The organism is Massilia sp. BHUDP2, assembly GCF_046236355.1.
Taxonomy (GTDB): domain Bacteria; phylum Pseudomonadota; class Gammaproteobacteria; order Burkholderiales; family Burkholderiaceae_D; genus Telluria; species Telluria varians.
On the sequence record NZ_JBJUVW010000002.1, the window covers coordinates 1,145,351 to 1,159,649 of the forward strand.

A 14,299-nucleotide genomic window follows, 5' to 3' on the forward strand; every position below is an offset into this window, starting at 1 on the left:
TGTTACCTTCTCCCTGTCTCAGCCATGCGCCGGGCCATGCGCCGCAGGCGCCGCGGCGGCCGCCTCCGGCGCCGCTTCCGGTGCACCTGCCAAGCCGGAGCCCAGCAGGCGCGTACGGTCGCGCGGCGCCATGACGCCCAGCATCTCGGCGACGAAGCGGTCCTGCACCCCGTAGGCCTGGGTCTCGTTGGACTGGATGGTCGAGACGCGCACCAGCATGCCGTCCGGAATCTCGCCCGACAGGCCGTAGGCCAGGCGGTGCAGCTTCTGCTGGATGCCGGCGCGCGAGGCGTGCTCGCCGATCGTGATCCAGTAGGTGATCGGCTCGTTGCGCTCGTGCAGGCGCGCCACCAGGCGCTTGACCGGCAGCTCGCCGAAGCGGGTCGTCAGGCTGTCCTCGGCGTCCTTCTGCATCTGGAAGCCCTGTGCCACGTAGCAGACCTCGGGCAGGTGCAGTTGCAGCGCCTTGCTCTGGTCGCCGCCGTAGGCGATCGACAGCATCACGCGCTGTCCCTGGCTGTTGATGTAGGTGCGCGACAGGGTCTGGTCGTAGATCTTTTCCAGCATGCTCTGCTGCTCCGGATCGGGCGCGAGCGGCACCACCGAAGGGTCGATGCGCCAGTCGGCAAAGCGCTGCGGGATCATCTGTTCCAAGCTGAACTGCTCATGCGGCTGCAGCACCCGCGGCTTCGGGGTGAGCGCCCCGGTCAGGGCCGAAGTGCCGGCCATGGCCAGGCCCAGCACCAGGCTGATGGCGAAACGGCGGTTCATGTTGCCTCCTTCAGAGTGCCGGGCATGCGGCGGCCGCCGCCCGCGCCCGGGCCGCCGCCGCGATTGCCGCGGCGCTTGATCCACCATTGCAGGCCGTTGTCGACCGCCAGGATCAGCAGCAGCGCGGTCACGAACAGCACCATGCCGGCGAAGCCGTGCAGGAAGCCCTGGCCGGCGGCGTCGCCGAAGTAATAGGTGATCAGGGTCAGCGCGATCACGCGGATCACGTTGGCCGTGAACGAGATCGGGACGATCAGGATCGCCAGCGTGATGTTGCGGAAGGCCGAGGGGTGGCGCATCAGGTTCAGGTAGAACAGGCCGAGCGCTTCCAGCGTCAAGAGGGTCTGCAGGCCGGCGCAGGCATCGGCCACCAGCAACTGGTACTGGCCCATCTGCAGCACCACGCCCGAGCGCGAGATCGGGTAGCCCAGCGCGAACAGGATGTGCTCGGTCACCCAGGACACCGCCATCTTCATCGGCATCGTTACCGCCGCCACCAGCTCGCTCGGCAGCGGGATCAGGAACAGCATGAAGAAGAACGGGAACCACAGGGTGCGCAGCGCCCGGCTGCCGAACTTGAGCAGCACCAGGGCCGCCATCACCACCACGATCGAGGCCACCTCGAACATCAGGATCTTCTGCGAGCGGCCCAGCAGGTGGAACATCAGGCCGATCGCCAGCACCGGCCAGCCGGTCCAGCTGCCCTCCGCAGTGTTCCCCACCTTGGGACCGACCGCGGCCATGACTTCGGGCCATTTGCGCCAGATGAGCCAGAGCGCCAGGAAGAAGATGATCGGCCCGTGGCCCTGCTCTTCGCTGATCCAGGCGCCGGTGAACAGGCTGTAGAAAGTGGGGCCGAACAGGATCGCCAGGCCGGCATACACCGGCCACCATTCGGAGACGGAGCCCTTCAGGCCATCGAGGGTCCCGGCCAGGGTCGGAGGCGGCAGTTCCGCCTGCGCCCTTGCGTGATCTGGTACCGCCGTCGCCATCTCAGAACTCCACCACCACCGAGCCGACCACTTCCGCGCCGGATTCGGCCATCTGCTCGGCCATGCGGCTGATATTGGCGATACGGGTGCGGTGCTTGCAGGCCACCAGCAGCACGCCGCCGGCGCGGCCGGCCACCGCCAGCGCATCGGCCCCGCTGGCAAACGGCGGCAGGTCGTACAGCACCACGTCGTAGCGCGACTCGAGCTGGGTGTTGAGGTTGCGGAAGCCTTCGCGCGCCAGCAATTCCTGCGGGTTCGGCGGCAGCGTGCCGGCCGGCATCAGGGATAGGTCGACGAAAGCGGGAACGCGCTGGATCACGTCGAGGTCGGCGCGGCCGGCCAGCAGGTCGGACAGGCCCTGGCGCGGCTTGACGCCGAACATCTCCTGCTGGCGCGGGCTGCGCAGGTTGGCGTCCACCAGCAGGGTCTGCTCGCCCAGCTGGGAGAACACCACCGCCAGGTTGGCCGCGAACAGGCTGGAACCGTCTTCCGGCGTCACGCCAGCGATCGCCAGGGCGCGCCGGCCGCGGGCGAACCAGCGCAGCATCAGCTGGCTGCGAATCGCGCGCAGGGCCTCGACCTGGGGCGAGAACGGGTCGTAGGCGGCAACCAGCTTGGGCGACAGGTTGGCCTGCCCCTTCTGCAGGTAGGGATAGGAGAACTGGCGCGCCAGCACCTGCTGGATGTCTTCCTCGCTCACCAGGCCCAGGCGCACCGCGGCTTCGCCGAAGCGGATCCCGAGGTCTTTCTGCATGCGCAGGACACGCTCGGCACTCTCGGGGGTGAGCTTGCCGGAATCGAGCAGCAATGCGCCCATGCTCGAATCGGCCTGAGCCCCGTTGTGCAGTGCGCCCTCGTGGGGTGCACCGGTCGGCAATGCGGATAGCACGGATGAATTCATGGTCGTGTCCTATTCTTTTCTGGTTCGGATGCGCGAGCGCCGCGCGCCTCAGTTCAAGCGCAGCAGGCGGCGCGGGGTCATCAGCGCACGGATACCGCCGCTGCGCGGGCGCTTCATGCGCCATTCGATGGTGCCGAGCACCGGGATGCCCAGCATGTCCTTGACGTCGCCGGTCGACCGGACCGGACGGTTGATCAGTTCCAGCAGCAGGGCCAGGCCGACGCCGAGGATGGTGCCCAGCAGGATCGATACCAGGGTGTTGAGCAGCACGCGCGGACCGGCGGGTTCGGTCGGCGGCACCGCCGGGTTCAGGATCGAGATGTCGGACTGCTCGGCCTGGGCCTCGATGCGGGTCTGCGAGAAGCGGTTGCTGGCGGCGTCGAAGGCGCGCTGGGCGCTGTCGAGGTCTTTCAGCAGCACGCCGAGTTCGTCGCGGGTGCGGTTCAGCTCGAGCACGCGGGTCTTCTGGGCGGCCAGTTCGGCGCGCAGCTCGGCCTCGCGCTGGCGGTAGACCTGGGCATTGGCGCCCACGCTCTTCGACACGCTGCCCAGGGCGGCGTTCAGTTCGGCGCGCATCTTGCTCACCTCGGCCTGGGCCGACTGGTAGGCCGGGTGGTTGCGGCCGTAGCGCGATGCGGCTTCGGCCAGCTTGGCTTCGCCGCTCGCCAGGCTCACGCGCAGGCTCTGCACCAGGGCGTTGTTGGCGACGTCGGGCGAGCCGACACCGGTGGCCATGCGTTCGCGCGAGCTGGCTTCCATGGCCTGGGTCTGGGCCGCGACCAGCTGGGCCGACAGGTCGCTCAGGCGCGACAGCTCGACGTCCACCCGGTTGTTGTCGAGGCTGACGATGCCCTTCTCCTGCTGGTATTTCGACAGGCGCGCCTGCGCGGCTTCCAGGTTGTCGCGCAGCTGCTTGGTCTGTTCGTTGAAGTAGGACGAGGCTTTCTTGGCCGGCTCGGTCTTGAGCTGGACGCTGATCTTCTGGTATTCGTCGGCGAAGGCATTCGCGACGGCGGCGGCGAAGGCCGGGTCGGCGCCCTTGAAGCTGATCTCGACCACGCTCGATTCGCGCGAGGGCATGATCTCGAGTTTCTTCAGCAGCAGGTCGGCCAGCCAGTCGCGCACCGAGCCCTTGCCTTCGCTGGCTTCGCGCCACTGCGCCTGCACGGCCGGGCTCGATGCGAGGCGCAGCGAATCGACCACGCGCAGGGCCACGTTCTTGCTGGTGATGATGTCCATCTGGGTCGCCATATAGCCCGGCATCAGGTTGCCGGGCATGGTGAGCCCGCTCACCGGGTCCACGCCCTTGTAGTTCAAGAGCACGGATGCGGTTGCCTTGTAGGTCTTCTGCTGGATCAGGCTCCAGCCCAGCGCGAGCAGGACGGTGACCAGCAGGGTTCCCAGGATGATCTTCTTCCTGGCAAGCAGGATCAGCAGGAATTGATGAACGTTCATGGCCTTACCTTTGCATCAGATGCCTTGACAGCGGGGTGGACAAACACTTCATTCATTCGATGACACGGACCGTGATCTGTAGGGTGGGCGGGTTCCCCGCCCACGCGTTCAAATTACGCTCTTGCAGCCTGCGCGGCTGTTTATCATCCGACTATCACCGCGTGGGCGGGAGGACCCGCCCACCCTACGTTCAAGCAAAGTCTCAGAACCAGGACTCGCGGACAACGATGACATCGTCAACCTGGACTGGATCATGTGCCTTGACATCAATCGTCACCGGGTTGCCGCTGGCATCCTTGCGGGTGACTTTCATGCCGTTATTGCTGCCACGCATGCTCAGGCCACCGCCGGCCGAGACGGCCTGCTGCACCGTCATGCCGCGCTCGAGGCGGAACGGTCCCGGGCGCTGGACTTCGCCGGTGACGTAGGCACGCGGGGCGCGCTCGACATAGATGATGTCGCCGCCGGCCACTTCGTAGTCCTTGTTCAGCTCGCCCTTGCGGACCATGTCGACCACGTCGATGGTCTCGCGCGTGGTGTTGCCGTCGCGGGTGCGCACCAGGTTGATGATGTCGCCGCCGTCGCCGTGGATGCCGCCGGCCATGGCCAGCAGGTCGAGCACCTTGCGGCGCCCCTCCACCGCGTAGCGGCCCGGGCGGTTCACATAGCCCAGCACCGACACCTGCTGGCTGGCCAGGGTGGTCACCAGCATGTTGACCTGGGCCTTCTTGAGGTAGCCGCCCTTCTCCAGCATGTCGCCGATCTTCTTCTCGGCCGCGGCCACCGACAGGCCGCCCACCGCAACCTGGCCCAGCAGCGGGAAGGTAATGTTGCCGCTTTCGCTGACGCGGGTTTCGAGCGAGAGGTCGGGGCTGCCGTAGACCGACAGCTTGACCACGTCGCCCGGTCCCAGCAGGACTTCGGCGGCAGCGGCGACACCCATGCTCAGGACGAGCGCGGTGGCCATCATCCACTTGACGAATCGTTTCATGATTGCTCCTTCTATTTGTTTTTGGGTCGATGAGTTCGATTACTTCAGTCCGGCGACGCCGCGTTCGAGCGCGGACTTGTCGGTGGTGGGGCCGCTTTCCGGCGGCGGCGCCACCGAGGACTGGCCGGCCGGCGCCGTCGCCACCGCGGTCGCGGCCGGGTCGCCCGCAGCCGGCGCCGCGGCCGGTGCGCCGCCCGCCGGGGCGTTCGGGCTCGGCTCGTATTCCTTGTTCAGGTAAGCGATCTTGGCGGTGCCGCGCAGGCGCTGGATCTCGGCGGCGGCCAGCTCCTTGTTCTTCTTGTTCGTCAGGTACTGGGTGATCTGCGGGGCGGCGACGGCCAGCGTGACGGGCGCGTCGCGCACTTCGGCGATCGAGATCAGCATGGCGCGGTCGCCTTCCTTGACCGCGAACAGCTGGCCCTTCTGCATCGACAGCAGCTTGGCGGACAGCTGCGCGTTCAGGTCGGCGGTGCTGCGCGTGACCTGGGCGCGGCCGTACTTGATGTTGCGCGCGTCGAGGAACACGGCCACTTCTTCCAGCGACTTGGCGCTGTCGGCCGCGGCGCGCACTTCCGGGGTCAGGTCGCTGGCCGCGAGGATCAGCTCGTTCATGGCGAACTGCTTGCGGTTGCTGAAGAACTGCGGGTTCTTGTTGAAGTAGTCCTCCACTTCGGCCTGCGACGGACGCTGCGGTTCGCCCAGGCGCTTCTGCATGTAGGCCTGGGCGATGATCAGCGAACGCGCCCGTTCGATGGCCTGCATCACCTTCGGATCACGGTCGAGCTTTTCCTTGGCAGCCTCGCTTTCCAGCAGTTCGCGGTCGATCAGGGCCTGCAGGACCTGCTTGCCGGCCACCTGCTGCTGCTGTGCGCCGACGCCCAGGCGCTGCAGTTCCTCGTTCAGCTGCAAGACGGTGATCTCTTCGCCGTTGACGCTGGCCAGGGCCTGGCCCGGCTTCGACTCCTTGGGTGCTTCATCCTTGCTGCAAGCGGCCAGGGTCGTCGCGCACAACACCAGCGCCGCCGCGGACAGCAGGCGCCTGGGGCTTGGGAAGGAAGTTGGTTTGGCTGCCAAATGGAAGGTTTTCAAGATAGTTTCCTCGACGTTGGTTAGCGGGCGAGCCCGCCGCGTGTTCCTTTTGTTATTCGTGACCTGCCCCGCATCACGGAGCAGATTCAGGACTCATCCATTCTGGGTTCCACACGATTCGCCCTCTGTTCGTCAATTAACAAACTGCTACCGCGACATGTCCCGCGCTTCATGCCAGCGCCCGCGCCGCGCTGCCGGCCGGGCGTCCCAGCAATTGCGCGGGCACGTCCTGCGGGCCGGCCTCTTCCGCTTCCTGCTCGGCCACAAAAGCCTCGTAGGCACGGCGCAGGCCTTCGTGTAGCGGCGTGCTGGCGCGCCAGCCGAGCGCGGCCAGCTTGGACACGTCGAGCAGCTTGCGCGGCGTACCGTCCGGCTTGCCGGCATCGAACACGATGCGGCCGCGGTAGCCGACGGTCTCGCCCACCAGCCGCGCCAGCTCGGCGATCGTGACGTCCTGACCGGTGCCGACGTTGATGTGCGAATGCATGGGGTCGGTGTTGGCCGCATACACGTCAATCGGCAGGTTCATCACGTAGACGCTGGCAGCGGCCATGTCGTCCACGTACAGGAACTCGCGCATCGGCTTGCCGCTGCCCCAGATCACCACTTCCGGCGCATTGCTTTCGCGCGCTTCGTGGAAGCGGCGCAGCAGGGCCGGGATCACGTGGCTGTTCTCCGGGTGATAGTTGTCGCCGGGACCGTACAGGTTGGTCGGCATCACGCTGCGGTAGTCGGTGCCGTACTGGCGGTTGTAGCTCTCGCACAGCTTGATGCCGGCGATCTTGGCCATGGCATAGGGTTCGTTGGTCGGCTCGAGGATGCCGTTCATCAGGTATTCCTCGCGGATCGGCTGGGCCGCCAGGCGCGGATAGATGCAGGAGGAACCGAGGAACAGCAGCTTCTGGACGCCGGCGCGCCATGCTTCATGCACGACATTGGCCTGCACCATCATGTTGTCGTAGATAAATTCCGCCGGATAGGTATTGTTGGCATGGATGCCGCCCACCTTGGCCGCGGCCAGGTAGACCTGGTCGATGTGTTCGGTACGGAAGAATTCGCGTACCTGTGCCTGGTCGGTGAGTTCCAGTTCGGCATGGGTACGGGTGACGATGTCGGTGTGTCCCTGCGCGCGCAGGGCGCGCACGATGGCGGAGCCGACCAGGCCACGATGGCCGGCGACATAGATACGAGGCTGATTATTCGACACGCTTACTCCAGTGAAAGTGCAACGTTGTAGCCATGCGATGCGAGCAGCTTGTGACGGCGCGCCGTGTCTAGGTCGTGCGCCACCATCTCCTGCACCATCGCTTCGAAACTGGTTGTCGGTTCCCAGCCGAGGCGCTCGCGCGCACGGCTCGGGTCGCCCAGCAGGGTCTCGACCTCGGTCGGCCGGAAATATTGCGGGTCCACCGCCACGATCGGCTGGCCCACCGCCACGCCGGGCGCCTTCTCGCCGCGGACGGACGCCACCAGGCCGCGCTCCTCGACGCCCTGCCCCTGCCATGCGATCTCGATGCCCAGCTCGCGTGCGGCGATCTCGACGAAATCGCGCACCGCATACTGGCGCCCGGTGGCGATCACGAAGTCTTCGGGCTTGTCCTGCTGCAGCATCAGCCACTGCATGTGGACGTAGTCGCGGGCATGGCCCCAGTCGCGCAGCGCGTCGAGGTTGCCGAGGAAGAGCTGGGGCTCGAGGCCCTGGGCGATGTTGGCCAGGGCGCGGGTGATCTTGCGGGTGACGAAGGTCTCGCCGCGGCGCGGCGATTCGTGGTTGAACAGGATGCCGTTGCAGGCGTACATGCCGTAGGCCTCGCGGTAGTTCACGGTGATCCAGTAGGCATACAGCTTGGCCACGGCATACGGGCTGCGCGGATAGAAAGGCGTGCTCTCGCGCTGCGGGGTCTCCTGCACCAGACCGTACAGCTCGGAAGTCGAGGCCTGGTAGAAGCGGGTTTTCTTTTCCAGCCCGAGGAAGCGGATCGCCTCCAGCAGGCGCAGGGTGCCGATGCCGTCGACGTCGGCGGTGTACTCGGGCGACTCGAAGGACACCGCCACGTGGCTCATCGCGCCCAGGTTGTAGACCTCGTCGGGCTGTACCTGCTGCAGGATGCGGGTCAGGTTGGAGGTATCGGTGAGGTCGCCGTAGTGGAGGAAGAAGCGCGGATTGTCGGCGTGCGGGTCCTGGTAGATGTGGTCGATGCGCCCGGTGTTGAACAGGGAGGCGCGGCGCTTGATGCCGTGGACCTCGTAGCCCTTCTCGAGCAGCAGCTCCGCCAGGTAGGAACCATCCTGACCGGTGACGCCGGTAATCAGTGCTTTCTTCATATCGTTTTCCCTTGCGGAACTAGGCAAACACCAGCCCCGACAGTTGCAAACTCATCAACGATTTTACGCAGCTCGTGTGGTCGTGCAAGCAAGATACCAATCGTGCGCGCGGCTTTTAAGTTGACCTTAAGCGAATTATTGCCAACTTGAATTTAAAGTGTTTTCACTGGTAAATAACTACATATTGCGAGCATTTAATTACATTTCGCGCCGACCTCGTTTTACCCATCATCCTATTCGATACCCGCCGCAACGCCGGGTTCAATACGCGCTCAGTGTGCGTATTCAGTGGGCGTTCTCGCGGGTCAGCACGACTTTCACCGTCTTGACGATGATCCAGAGGTCCAGCCACAGCGACCAGTTGCGCAGGTAATCGAGGTCGTACTGGATGCGTGCTTCCATCTTGTCGAGCGTGGCGGTCTCGCCACGCAGGCCGTTCACCTGGGCCCAGCCGGTGATCCCCGGGCGCACCTTGTGGCGCAGCATGTAGCCCTTGATCAGCTTGCGGTACTGCTCGTTGTGGGCGACCGCGTGCGGGCGCGGCCCGACCAGGCTCATGCGCCCCTGCAGCACATTGATGAACTGCGGCAGCTCGTCGAGCGAGGTGCGGCGCAGGAAGCCGCCGACCTTCGTGACGCGCTGGTCGTTCCTCGAGGCCTGCACCACGTTCGGGCCATCCTCGGTGACGGTCATCGAGCGGAACTTGTAGACGAAGATCTCCTCGCCATACAGGCCGTAGCGGCGCTGGCGGAAGATGATGGGGCCGGGCGAACTGAGCTTGACGGCAATGGCGGTCACCAGCATCAGGGGCGCCAGCAGCACCAGGATGATGCTGCCGATCACGATGTCGCTGCCGCGCTTGATCACGCTGTTCCAGCCCATGAAGGGGGTCTCGCTGATCGCGATGACGGGCATGCCGCCGACGGTGTCGAACCTGGCCTGCATCAGGTCGAACACGTAGACGTCCGGCAGGAAGTAGACCGAGGCGGTGGTGTCCTTCAGCTCGTCGATCAGCTTGCGGATGCGCGGCTGGGCCGAGATCGGCTGGCTGATGAAAATCATCTTGATGTTGTGCTGGCGCACGTAGGCGCAGACGTCGGCCATGCCGCCGAGCACCGGATGCCCGATTTCGCTCGGACGGCGCTCATCGTTGCGGTCTTCGAAGAAGCCGCAGACTTCCATGAACAGGTTGGGGTGGCGCTCGCACACCTTGGCGAACTTGATGCCGACGTCGTTGATGCCGACCACCACGATCGAACGCACTTCGCGCTTGCGGTCGCGGCTGCCGGTAGCCTTGCGCACCGCCAGGTGGCTGGCCAGGATCGTCACCGGCGTGGCGATGAACCAGGCCAGCAGCACGCGCTCGTCGTAGAAGTACTTCAGGCCGCTGGCCGAACCCAGGAAGTACAGCACCGCGATGGTCAGGCACCAGCCGAACACGGTGTCGCGCGCATAGGCCAGCATGCGGCCGCTGCGCCAGGTACGGTAGGGATCGACGTGCTGGTAGACCGAGGACGAGATGAAGAACGCCAGGATCATCAGCACCAGCGAATACCCGGAAAACGGCTCCTGGTAATACAGCGTGGCCAGGTACAGGGTCCCCATGATGATCAGGGGATCGAGCACGCGCTGGAAAAACGAGATGATCGGGATGTCGTTTACCGTCATAAGCTGCTTCGAGATACCGCAGTGCTTCAGAACAGCACGTTCGCGTTCACCATCACGGTGTTGGCGTCGAATTTGCCCAGGTTGAGCGTCTGCGAACCGCTGCGCGACTGGTGCTGCCAGCCGGCCGAGACCGCGATCTTGCGCTTGACCTGCCAGGTGGCGCGCAGGCTGGCCGTCTTTAGCGAGTCGTCCAGGTCGGAGAGGCCTGCGGCCGCCACCGAGCGCGGGTTGTAGGCGCGCTGTTCGTAGGCGGCGTTGGCGTCGACCTTGATCTTGCCGGTGGCCTGCCAGGTGGCGCCGATGCTGGCGCCGCGGTTCAGGGTGTAGCTGACGATGGTGCTCTCGATCGGGGCGAATTCGCGCCACAGCGAGGCGTTGTAGGTCACCTTGCCGCGCGGCTGGTAATAGGCGTTCACGCGGCCGTTGAAGCCCTTCGTCGTGCCCTCGCCGAACGAAGGCTGCTCGCGCCGCACGTAGCCGGCCAGCGCCTGCAGCGTGGTCGAACCGGTGGCGTACCAGTTGACGCGCACTTTCAGTTCGTCCTGGGTGAAGTCGTCGTTCAGCACGCCGGTCGTGGTCGGGCGCCGGAACGGGTACTCGCCCTTGAGGCGGCGCGCCACCAGGCCCACCGAGCTGCCGCTCTTCGGACGGTACAGCAGCTCGACCTCGGAGGCTTTCTCGGTGCGGTTGTTCCAGCGCTGGCGCACCAGCTCGTATTCATAGCGCTCATGGGTGAAGCCGGTGCGCAGCTTCCAGCTCGGGTGCATCTTCCAGCCGGCGTCGACCCACTTGCGGCGGCGCTCGCGCACGTTGCGCTCGTCGCTGAAGAAGTCGGTATACGAGGACAACGAGCGGTCGTACAGGGTGCCGGCCTGCCCTTCGAACTTGTTGCCCAGTTCCCAGAACCAGGTTGCCTGCAGGTCGCGGCCGTCGTAGTCGAGCTGCTTGAAGAAGTCGAAGTCGACCTTCGAGGCCTTGGCTACCACCGCCACCCGCTGGCGGCTGATGCGCTTGTTGTAGATGACGCCGGCCTCGGCCTGGCGCCAGCGGTCGCTGCGCTTGCCCTGGAAGGCGGGCCGGTTGTCGGGCACGCGCAGCAGGTTGTCGTCGTAGCCCCAGCCGATGCCGCCGTAGAGCTTCAAGCCCTCTTCCGGCTCTTGCTGCTGCTGGGCGGCCGCCTGGTGGGCCGGGAACATGAACATCGCACCGATGAACAAGGCGATCGGGCGGAGGGATGGGTGGCGTAAAGGCATCATGTTGTTTGTCTTTTCTGATTCATTGCGCTTGGGGTGGTGAAGCTTCGCCTGCGGATTACCAGAAGGCCCAGCTGCCGGTCGCGACCACCCAGGCGCCGAGCAGGCCGTTGGTGACAGCGTGGGCGATCACCGCGGACCACAGGTTGCGATGACGCATGTAAAGGAGGCTATAGGCCACACCGGCGACGATGCCGGCCAGCCACAGGTTGTGTTCGAAACCGAACAGGACGACCGATACCAGGAAACCCTTGATGCCGACCCGTGCGGGCTCCAGGGCTTCGAAGTCGGCGGCGTCGACCCAGCGCATGACGAAGGAGCGCCAGAACAATTCTTCCATGACGGGCACGACCAGGGCGGCGCCGGCGATGCGGATGACGATCAGGAGCCAGTCGAGCTCGCCGTTGCTGCGCGGGTCGTAGCCGGGGCTCGACCCCACCGTCATCCACGGGGCGTCGAGGTTGATCCAGAGCACCAGCACCACGATACCGGCGAGCACCGAGACCAGCAGCTGGGCCGCGCCGGGCAGCGGCGCGCGCAGTTCGTGGTAGCGGCGCCAGAACACCGCCAGCAGGACGGCCACGACGCCGATCTGCACCGGGTAGAGCCAGCGCAGCTCGGCGCGCGACAGGCCGGTGCGCTCGAGCATGTCGCCGAGGATGATGAAGAAGATGTAGGCGCCGAAAGGCAGGATCCGCGCCCAGGCGGCGCGGCTGAAGAGGGGTGCGTCGACCGATAACGCGGAGGCTGCGGATGGAGCGGTACGGGATTCGTTGTGCTCGGTCATGTCCGGATGTTACTCCTGGTCTGTGCAGGCGCCTGGCCTGCCCCGTTTGTTACGCTACTCGCCCCTTGCGCGGGCTTCGATGCGCTCCCAGCGTTCGAGGGCGTCGAGCAGCAGCTCGTCGATCTCGGCGTGGCGCTCGCTCAGGCGGCGCGCGTCGCCGGGATTCTGCTTGTAGAAGTCGGGCGAATTCAGCTGGGCCGTGATCGCCGACTGCTCATCTTCAAGAGTCGCGATCAGCTGGGGAAGTTCTTCCAGTTCGCGCTGCTCCTTGTAGCTCAACTTTACCTTTTTACCAGACCCGCTCTGTGCGGTAGATGACATTTCACCAGCTTTGGCTGCCGAGTCTACCGGGGTTGCCGGAGCGGCCGCAGCGCTCTTTGCAGGAGTGGCGGCGGGCTTCGTTGCAGCTGCGGGTTCGTTGGCGCGCGCGCGTTCCCAATCGGTGTAGCCACCGACGTATTCGCGCCACAGTCCATTCCCTTCAGCAACGATCACCTGGGTCACGACGTTGTCGAGGAAGGTACGGTCGTGGCTGACCAGGAACACGGTGCCCGTGTATTCCTCGAGCAATTCCTCGAGCAGCTCGAGGGTTTCGATGTCGAGGTCGTTGGTCGGTTCGTCCAGCACCAGGCAGTTGGCCGGCTTGGCGAACAGGCGCGCCAGCAGCAGGCGGTTGCGCTCGCCGCCCGAGAGCGACTTCACCGGCGAGCGGGCGCGTTCCGGTGCGAACAGGAAGTCGCTGAGATAGGTCATCACGTGCTTCTTCTGGCCGTTGATCTCGACCCAATCGCTACCCGGCGAGATGGTGTCGGCCAGGCTTGCCTCGTCGTTGAGCTGGGCGCGCATCTGGTCGAAATAGGCGACGTTCAGCTTGGTCCCCAGCTTGGCCGAGCCGCTGTCGGGGGTCTCGTCGCCCAGGATGATCTTCAGCAGCGTGGTCTTGCCGGCGCCGTTGGGCCCGATCAGCCCCACCTTGTCGCCGCGCAGGATCGTGCCGGTGAAGTTGCTGACGATGACTTTCTCGCCGTACGACTTGGAGATGTTTTCCAGCTCGGCAACGATCTTGCCCGAGCGCTCGCCGGCGCCGACGTCGAGGCGCACCGTGCCCTGCTGCTCGCGGCGCGCGGCGCGCTGCAGGCGCAGCGCTTCCAGGCGGCGCACCCGGCCTTCGTCGCGGGTACGGCGGGCCTGCACGCCCTTGCGGATCCAGACTTCTTCCTGGGCCAGGAACTTGTCGAATTTGGCGTTCTCGACTTCCTCGTTGGCAAGCAGCTCGCGCTTGCGCTCCTGGTAGGTGGAGAAGTTGCCCGGGAACGAGAGCAGGCGGCCACGGTCGAGCTCGATGATGCGGGTGGCGACGTTGTCGAGGAAGCTGCGGTCGTGGGTAATGAACAGCACCGAACCGCGGAACTCACGCAGCAGGCCCTCCAGCCACTTGATCGAGGTGAAGTCGAGGTGGTTGGTCGGCTCGTCCAGCAGCAGCACGTCGGGTGCGGAGACCAGCGCCACAGCCAGGGCCACGCGCTTCTGCATGCCGCCCGACAGCGTGCCCATCTTCGCTTCACGGTTCAGGCCCAGGCGATCGAGGGTGGTGTCGACCTTGTGCGCCAGGTTCCAGCCGTCGACGGCGTCGAGCTTGAGCTGGATCTCGTGCATGCGCTCCATCAAGGCATCGTCGTTGTCGCCGCCGAACTGCCCGGTGAGCGACTCGTACTCGGCCAGCATGGCCTGCTGGTCGCCCATGCCGGCGGCCACCGCATCGAATACGCTCGCTTCCGGATCGAACACGGGTTCCTGCTCGACGTAGGCGATCTTGACGCCCTGCTGCATGACCAGCAGGCCGTCGTCGAGCCTGGAGCGGCCGGAGATGATCTTCAGCAGCGAGGATTTGCCGGTGCCGTTGCGGCCGATCAGGCCGACGCGCTCGCCGGTCTCCAGGGAAAAGTCAGCGTGGTCGAGCAGTGCGACGTGGCCGAAGGCCAGTTGCGCTTGAGTGAGGGAAATGACAGCCATGATCCGTGAACCTGCCCGACGCGCAAGGCGGCGGGCGCAAAATGTTGAAAGAAG

General features: G+C 65.5%; 12 protein-coding genes. All 12 read right to left on the reverse strand.

The genetic code is table 11. From position 1 onward, the window contains the following. Positions 1-18: 18 nt before the first annotated feature. The 12 genes from epsI to ACK6C6_RS15800 all read right to left on the reverse strand — a co-directional run bounded on the left by epsI (position 19) and on the right by ACK6C6_RS15800 (position 14,245). Positions 19-771 carry an exosortase-associated protein EpsI, B-type gene (epsI, locus tag ACK6C6_RS15745; protein WP_027864761.1) on the reverse strand — a complete coding sequence of 251 codons (753 nt, stop codon included), beginning with the start codon at positions 769-771 and terminating at the stop codon, positions 19-21. After that, positions 768-1,763, reverse strand: coding sequence for an exosortase B (gene xrtB, locus ACK6C6_RS15750; protein ID WP_409268084.1), 996 nt, complete (start codon positions 1,761-1,763; stop codon positions 768-770). The genes epsI and xrtB overlap by 4 nt, the downstream gene beginning before the upstream one ends. Before the next feature lies 1 nt (position 1,764). Beyond that, the gene (epsG, locus tag ACK6C6_RS15755) at positions 1,765-2,664 is read right to left on the reverse strand and encodes a chain length determinant protein tyrosine kinase EpsG (RefSeq protein WP_229413036.1); all 900 of its coding nucleotides are present in this window, start codon (positions 2,662-2,664) and stop codon (positions 1,765-1,767) included. Positions 2,665-2,712: 48 nt separating this feature from the next. Then, positions 2,713-4,119 carry a chain length determinant protein EpsF gene (epsF, locus tag ACK6C6_RS15760; RefSeq protein WP_036216231.1) on the reverse strand — a complete coding sequence of 469 codons (1,407 nt, stop codon included), beginning with the start codon at positions 4,117-4,119 and terminating at the stop codon, positions 2,713-2,715. Positions 4,120-4,321: 202 nt separating this feature from the next. Continuing rightward, complete coding sequence (gene epsE, locus ACK6C6_RS15765; RefSeq protein WP_027864765.1) at positions 4,322-5,110, reverse strand: polysaccharide export protein EpsE; 789 nt, start codon at positions 5,108-5,110, stop codon at positions 4,322-4,324. A 39-nt stretch (positions 5,111-5,149) separates the two neighbouring features. Then, complete coding sequence (locus ACK6C6_RS15770) at positions 5,150-6,199, reverse strand: EpsD family peptidyl-prolyl cis-trans isomerase (RefSeq protein WP_209588249.1); 1,050 nt, start codon at positions 6,197-6,199, stop codon at positions 5,150-5,152. A gap of 169 nt (positions 6,200-6,368) precedes the next feature. Then, positions 6,369-7,406, reverse strand: a complete 1,038-nt coding sequence (locus tag ACK6C6_RS15775; RefSeq protein WP_292037833.1) for a GDP-L-fucose synthase — start codon at positions 7,404-7,406, stop codon at positions 6,369-6,371. A 2-nt stretch (positions 7,407-7,408) separates the two neighbouring features. After that, positions 7,409-8,524, reverse strand: a complete 1,116-nt coding sequence (gmd, locus tag ACK6C6_RS15780) for a GDP-mannose 4,6-dehydratase (RefSeq protein WP_209588248.1) — start codon at positions 8,522-8,524, stop codon at positions 7,409-7,411. Between the two features lie 285 nt (positions 8,525-8,809). After that, complete coding sequence (locus tag ACK6C6_RS15785) at positions 8,810-10,192, reverse strand: undecaprenyl-phosphate glucose phosphotransferase (RefSeq protein WP_292037829.1); 1,383 nt, start codon at positions 10,190-10,192, stop codon at positions 8,810-8,812. 26 nt (positions 10,193-10,218) lie between these two features. After that, the gene (epsL, locus tag ACK6C6_RS15790) at positions 10,219-11,448 is read right to left on the reverse strand and encodes an XrtB/PEP-CTERM-associated polysaccharide biosynthesis outer membrane protein EpsL (protein ID WP_409268086.1); all 1,230 of its coding nucleotides are present in this window, start codon (positions 11,446-11,448) and stop codon (positions 10,219-10,221) included. Positions 11,449-11,503: 55 nt separating this feature from the next. Then, entirely contained in the window at positions 11,504-12,232 is a 729-nt protein-coding gene (locus ACK6C6_RS15795) for a CAAX prenyl protease-related protein (RefSeq protein WP_209588246.1), read from the reverse strand. Between the two features lie 54 nt (positions 12,233-12,286). Continuing rightward, positions 12,287-14,245 carry an ATP-binding cassette domain-containing protein gene (locus tag ACK6C6_RS15800; protein WP_409268087.1) on the reverse strand — a complete coding sequence of 653 codons (1,959 nt, stop codon included), beginning with the start codon at positions 14,243-14,245 and terminating at the stop codon, positions 12,287-12,289. Between the last annotated feature and the right edge of the window lie 54 nt (positions 14,246-14,299).

Excerpts from the sequence above, each read along its gene's own strand:
- epsI (WP_027864761.1), bottom strand. The coding sequence starts at position 771 with ATGAACCGCCGTTTCGCCATCAGCCTGGTGCTGGGCCTGGCCATGGCC.
- xrtB (WP_409268084.1), bottom strand. The coding sequence starts at position 1,763 with ATGGCGACGGCGGTACCAGATCACGCAAGGGCGCAGGCGGAACTGCCG.
- epsG (WP_229413036.1), bottom strand. The coding sequence starts at position 2,664 with ATGAATTCATCCGTGCTATCCGCATTGCCGACCGGTGCACCCCACGAG.
- epsF (WP_036216231.1), bottom strand. The coding sequence starts at position 4,119 with ATGAACGTTCATCAATTCCTGCTGATCCTGCTTGCCAGGAAGAAGATC.
- epsE (WP_027864765.1), bottom strand. The coding sequence starts at position 5,110 with ATGAAACGATTCGTCAAGTGGATGATGGCCACCGCGCTCGTCCTGAGC.
- gmd (WP_209588248.1), bottom strand. The coding sequence starts at position 8,524 with ATGAAGAAAGCACTGATTACCGGCGTCACCGGTCAGGATGGTTCCTAC.
- ACK6C6_RS15785 (WP_292037829.1), bottom strand. The coding sequence starts at position 10,192 with ATGACGGTAAACGACATCCCGATCATCTCGTTTTTCCAGCGCGTGCTC.
- epsL (WP_409268086.1), bottom strand. The coding sequence starts at position 11,448 with ATGATGCCTTTACGCCACCCATCCCTCCGCCCGATCGCCTTGTTCATC.
- ACK6C6_RS15795 (WP_209588246.1), bottom strand. The coding sequence starts at position 12,232 with ATGACCGAGCACAACGAATCCCGTACCGCTCCATCCGCAGCCTCCGCG.
- ACK6C6_RS15800 (WP_409268087.1), bottom strand. The coding sequence starts at position 14,245 with ATGGCTGTCATTTCCCTCACTCAAGCGCAACTGGCCTTCGGCCACGTC.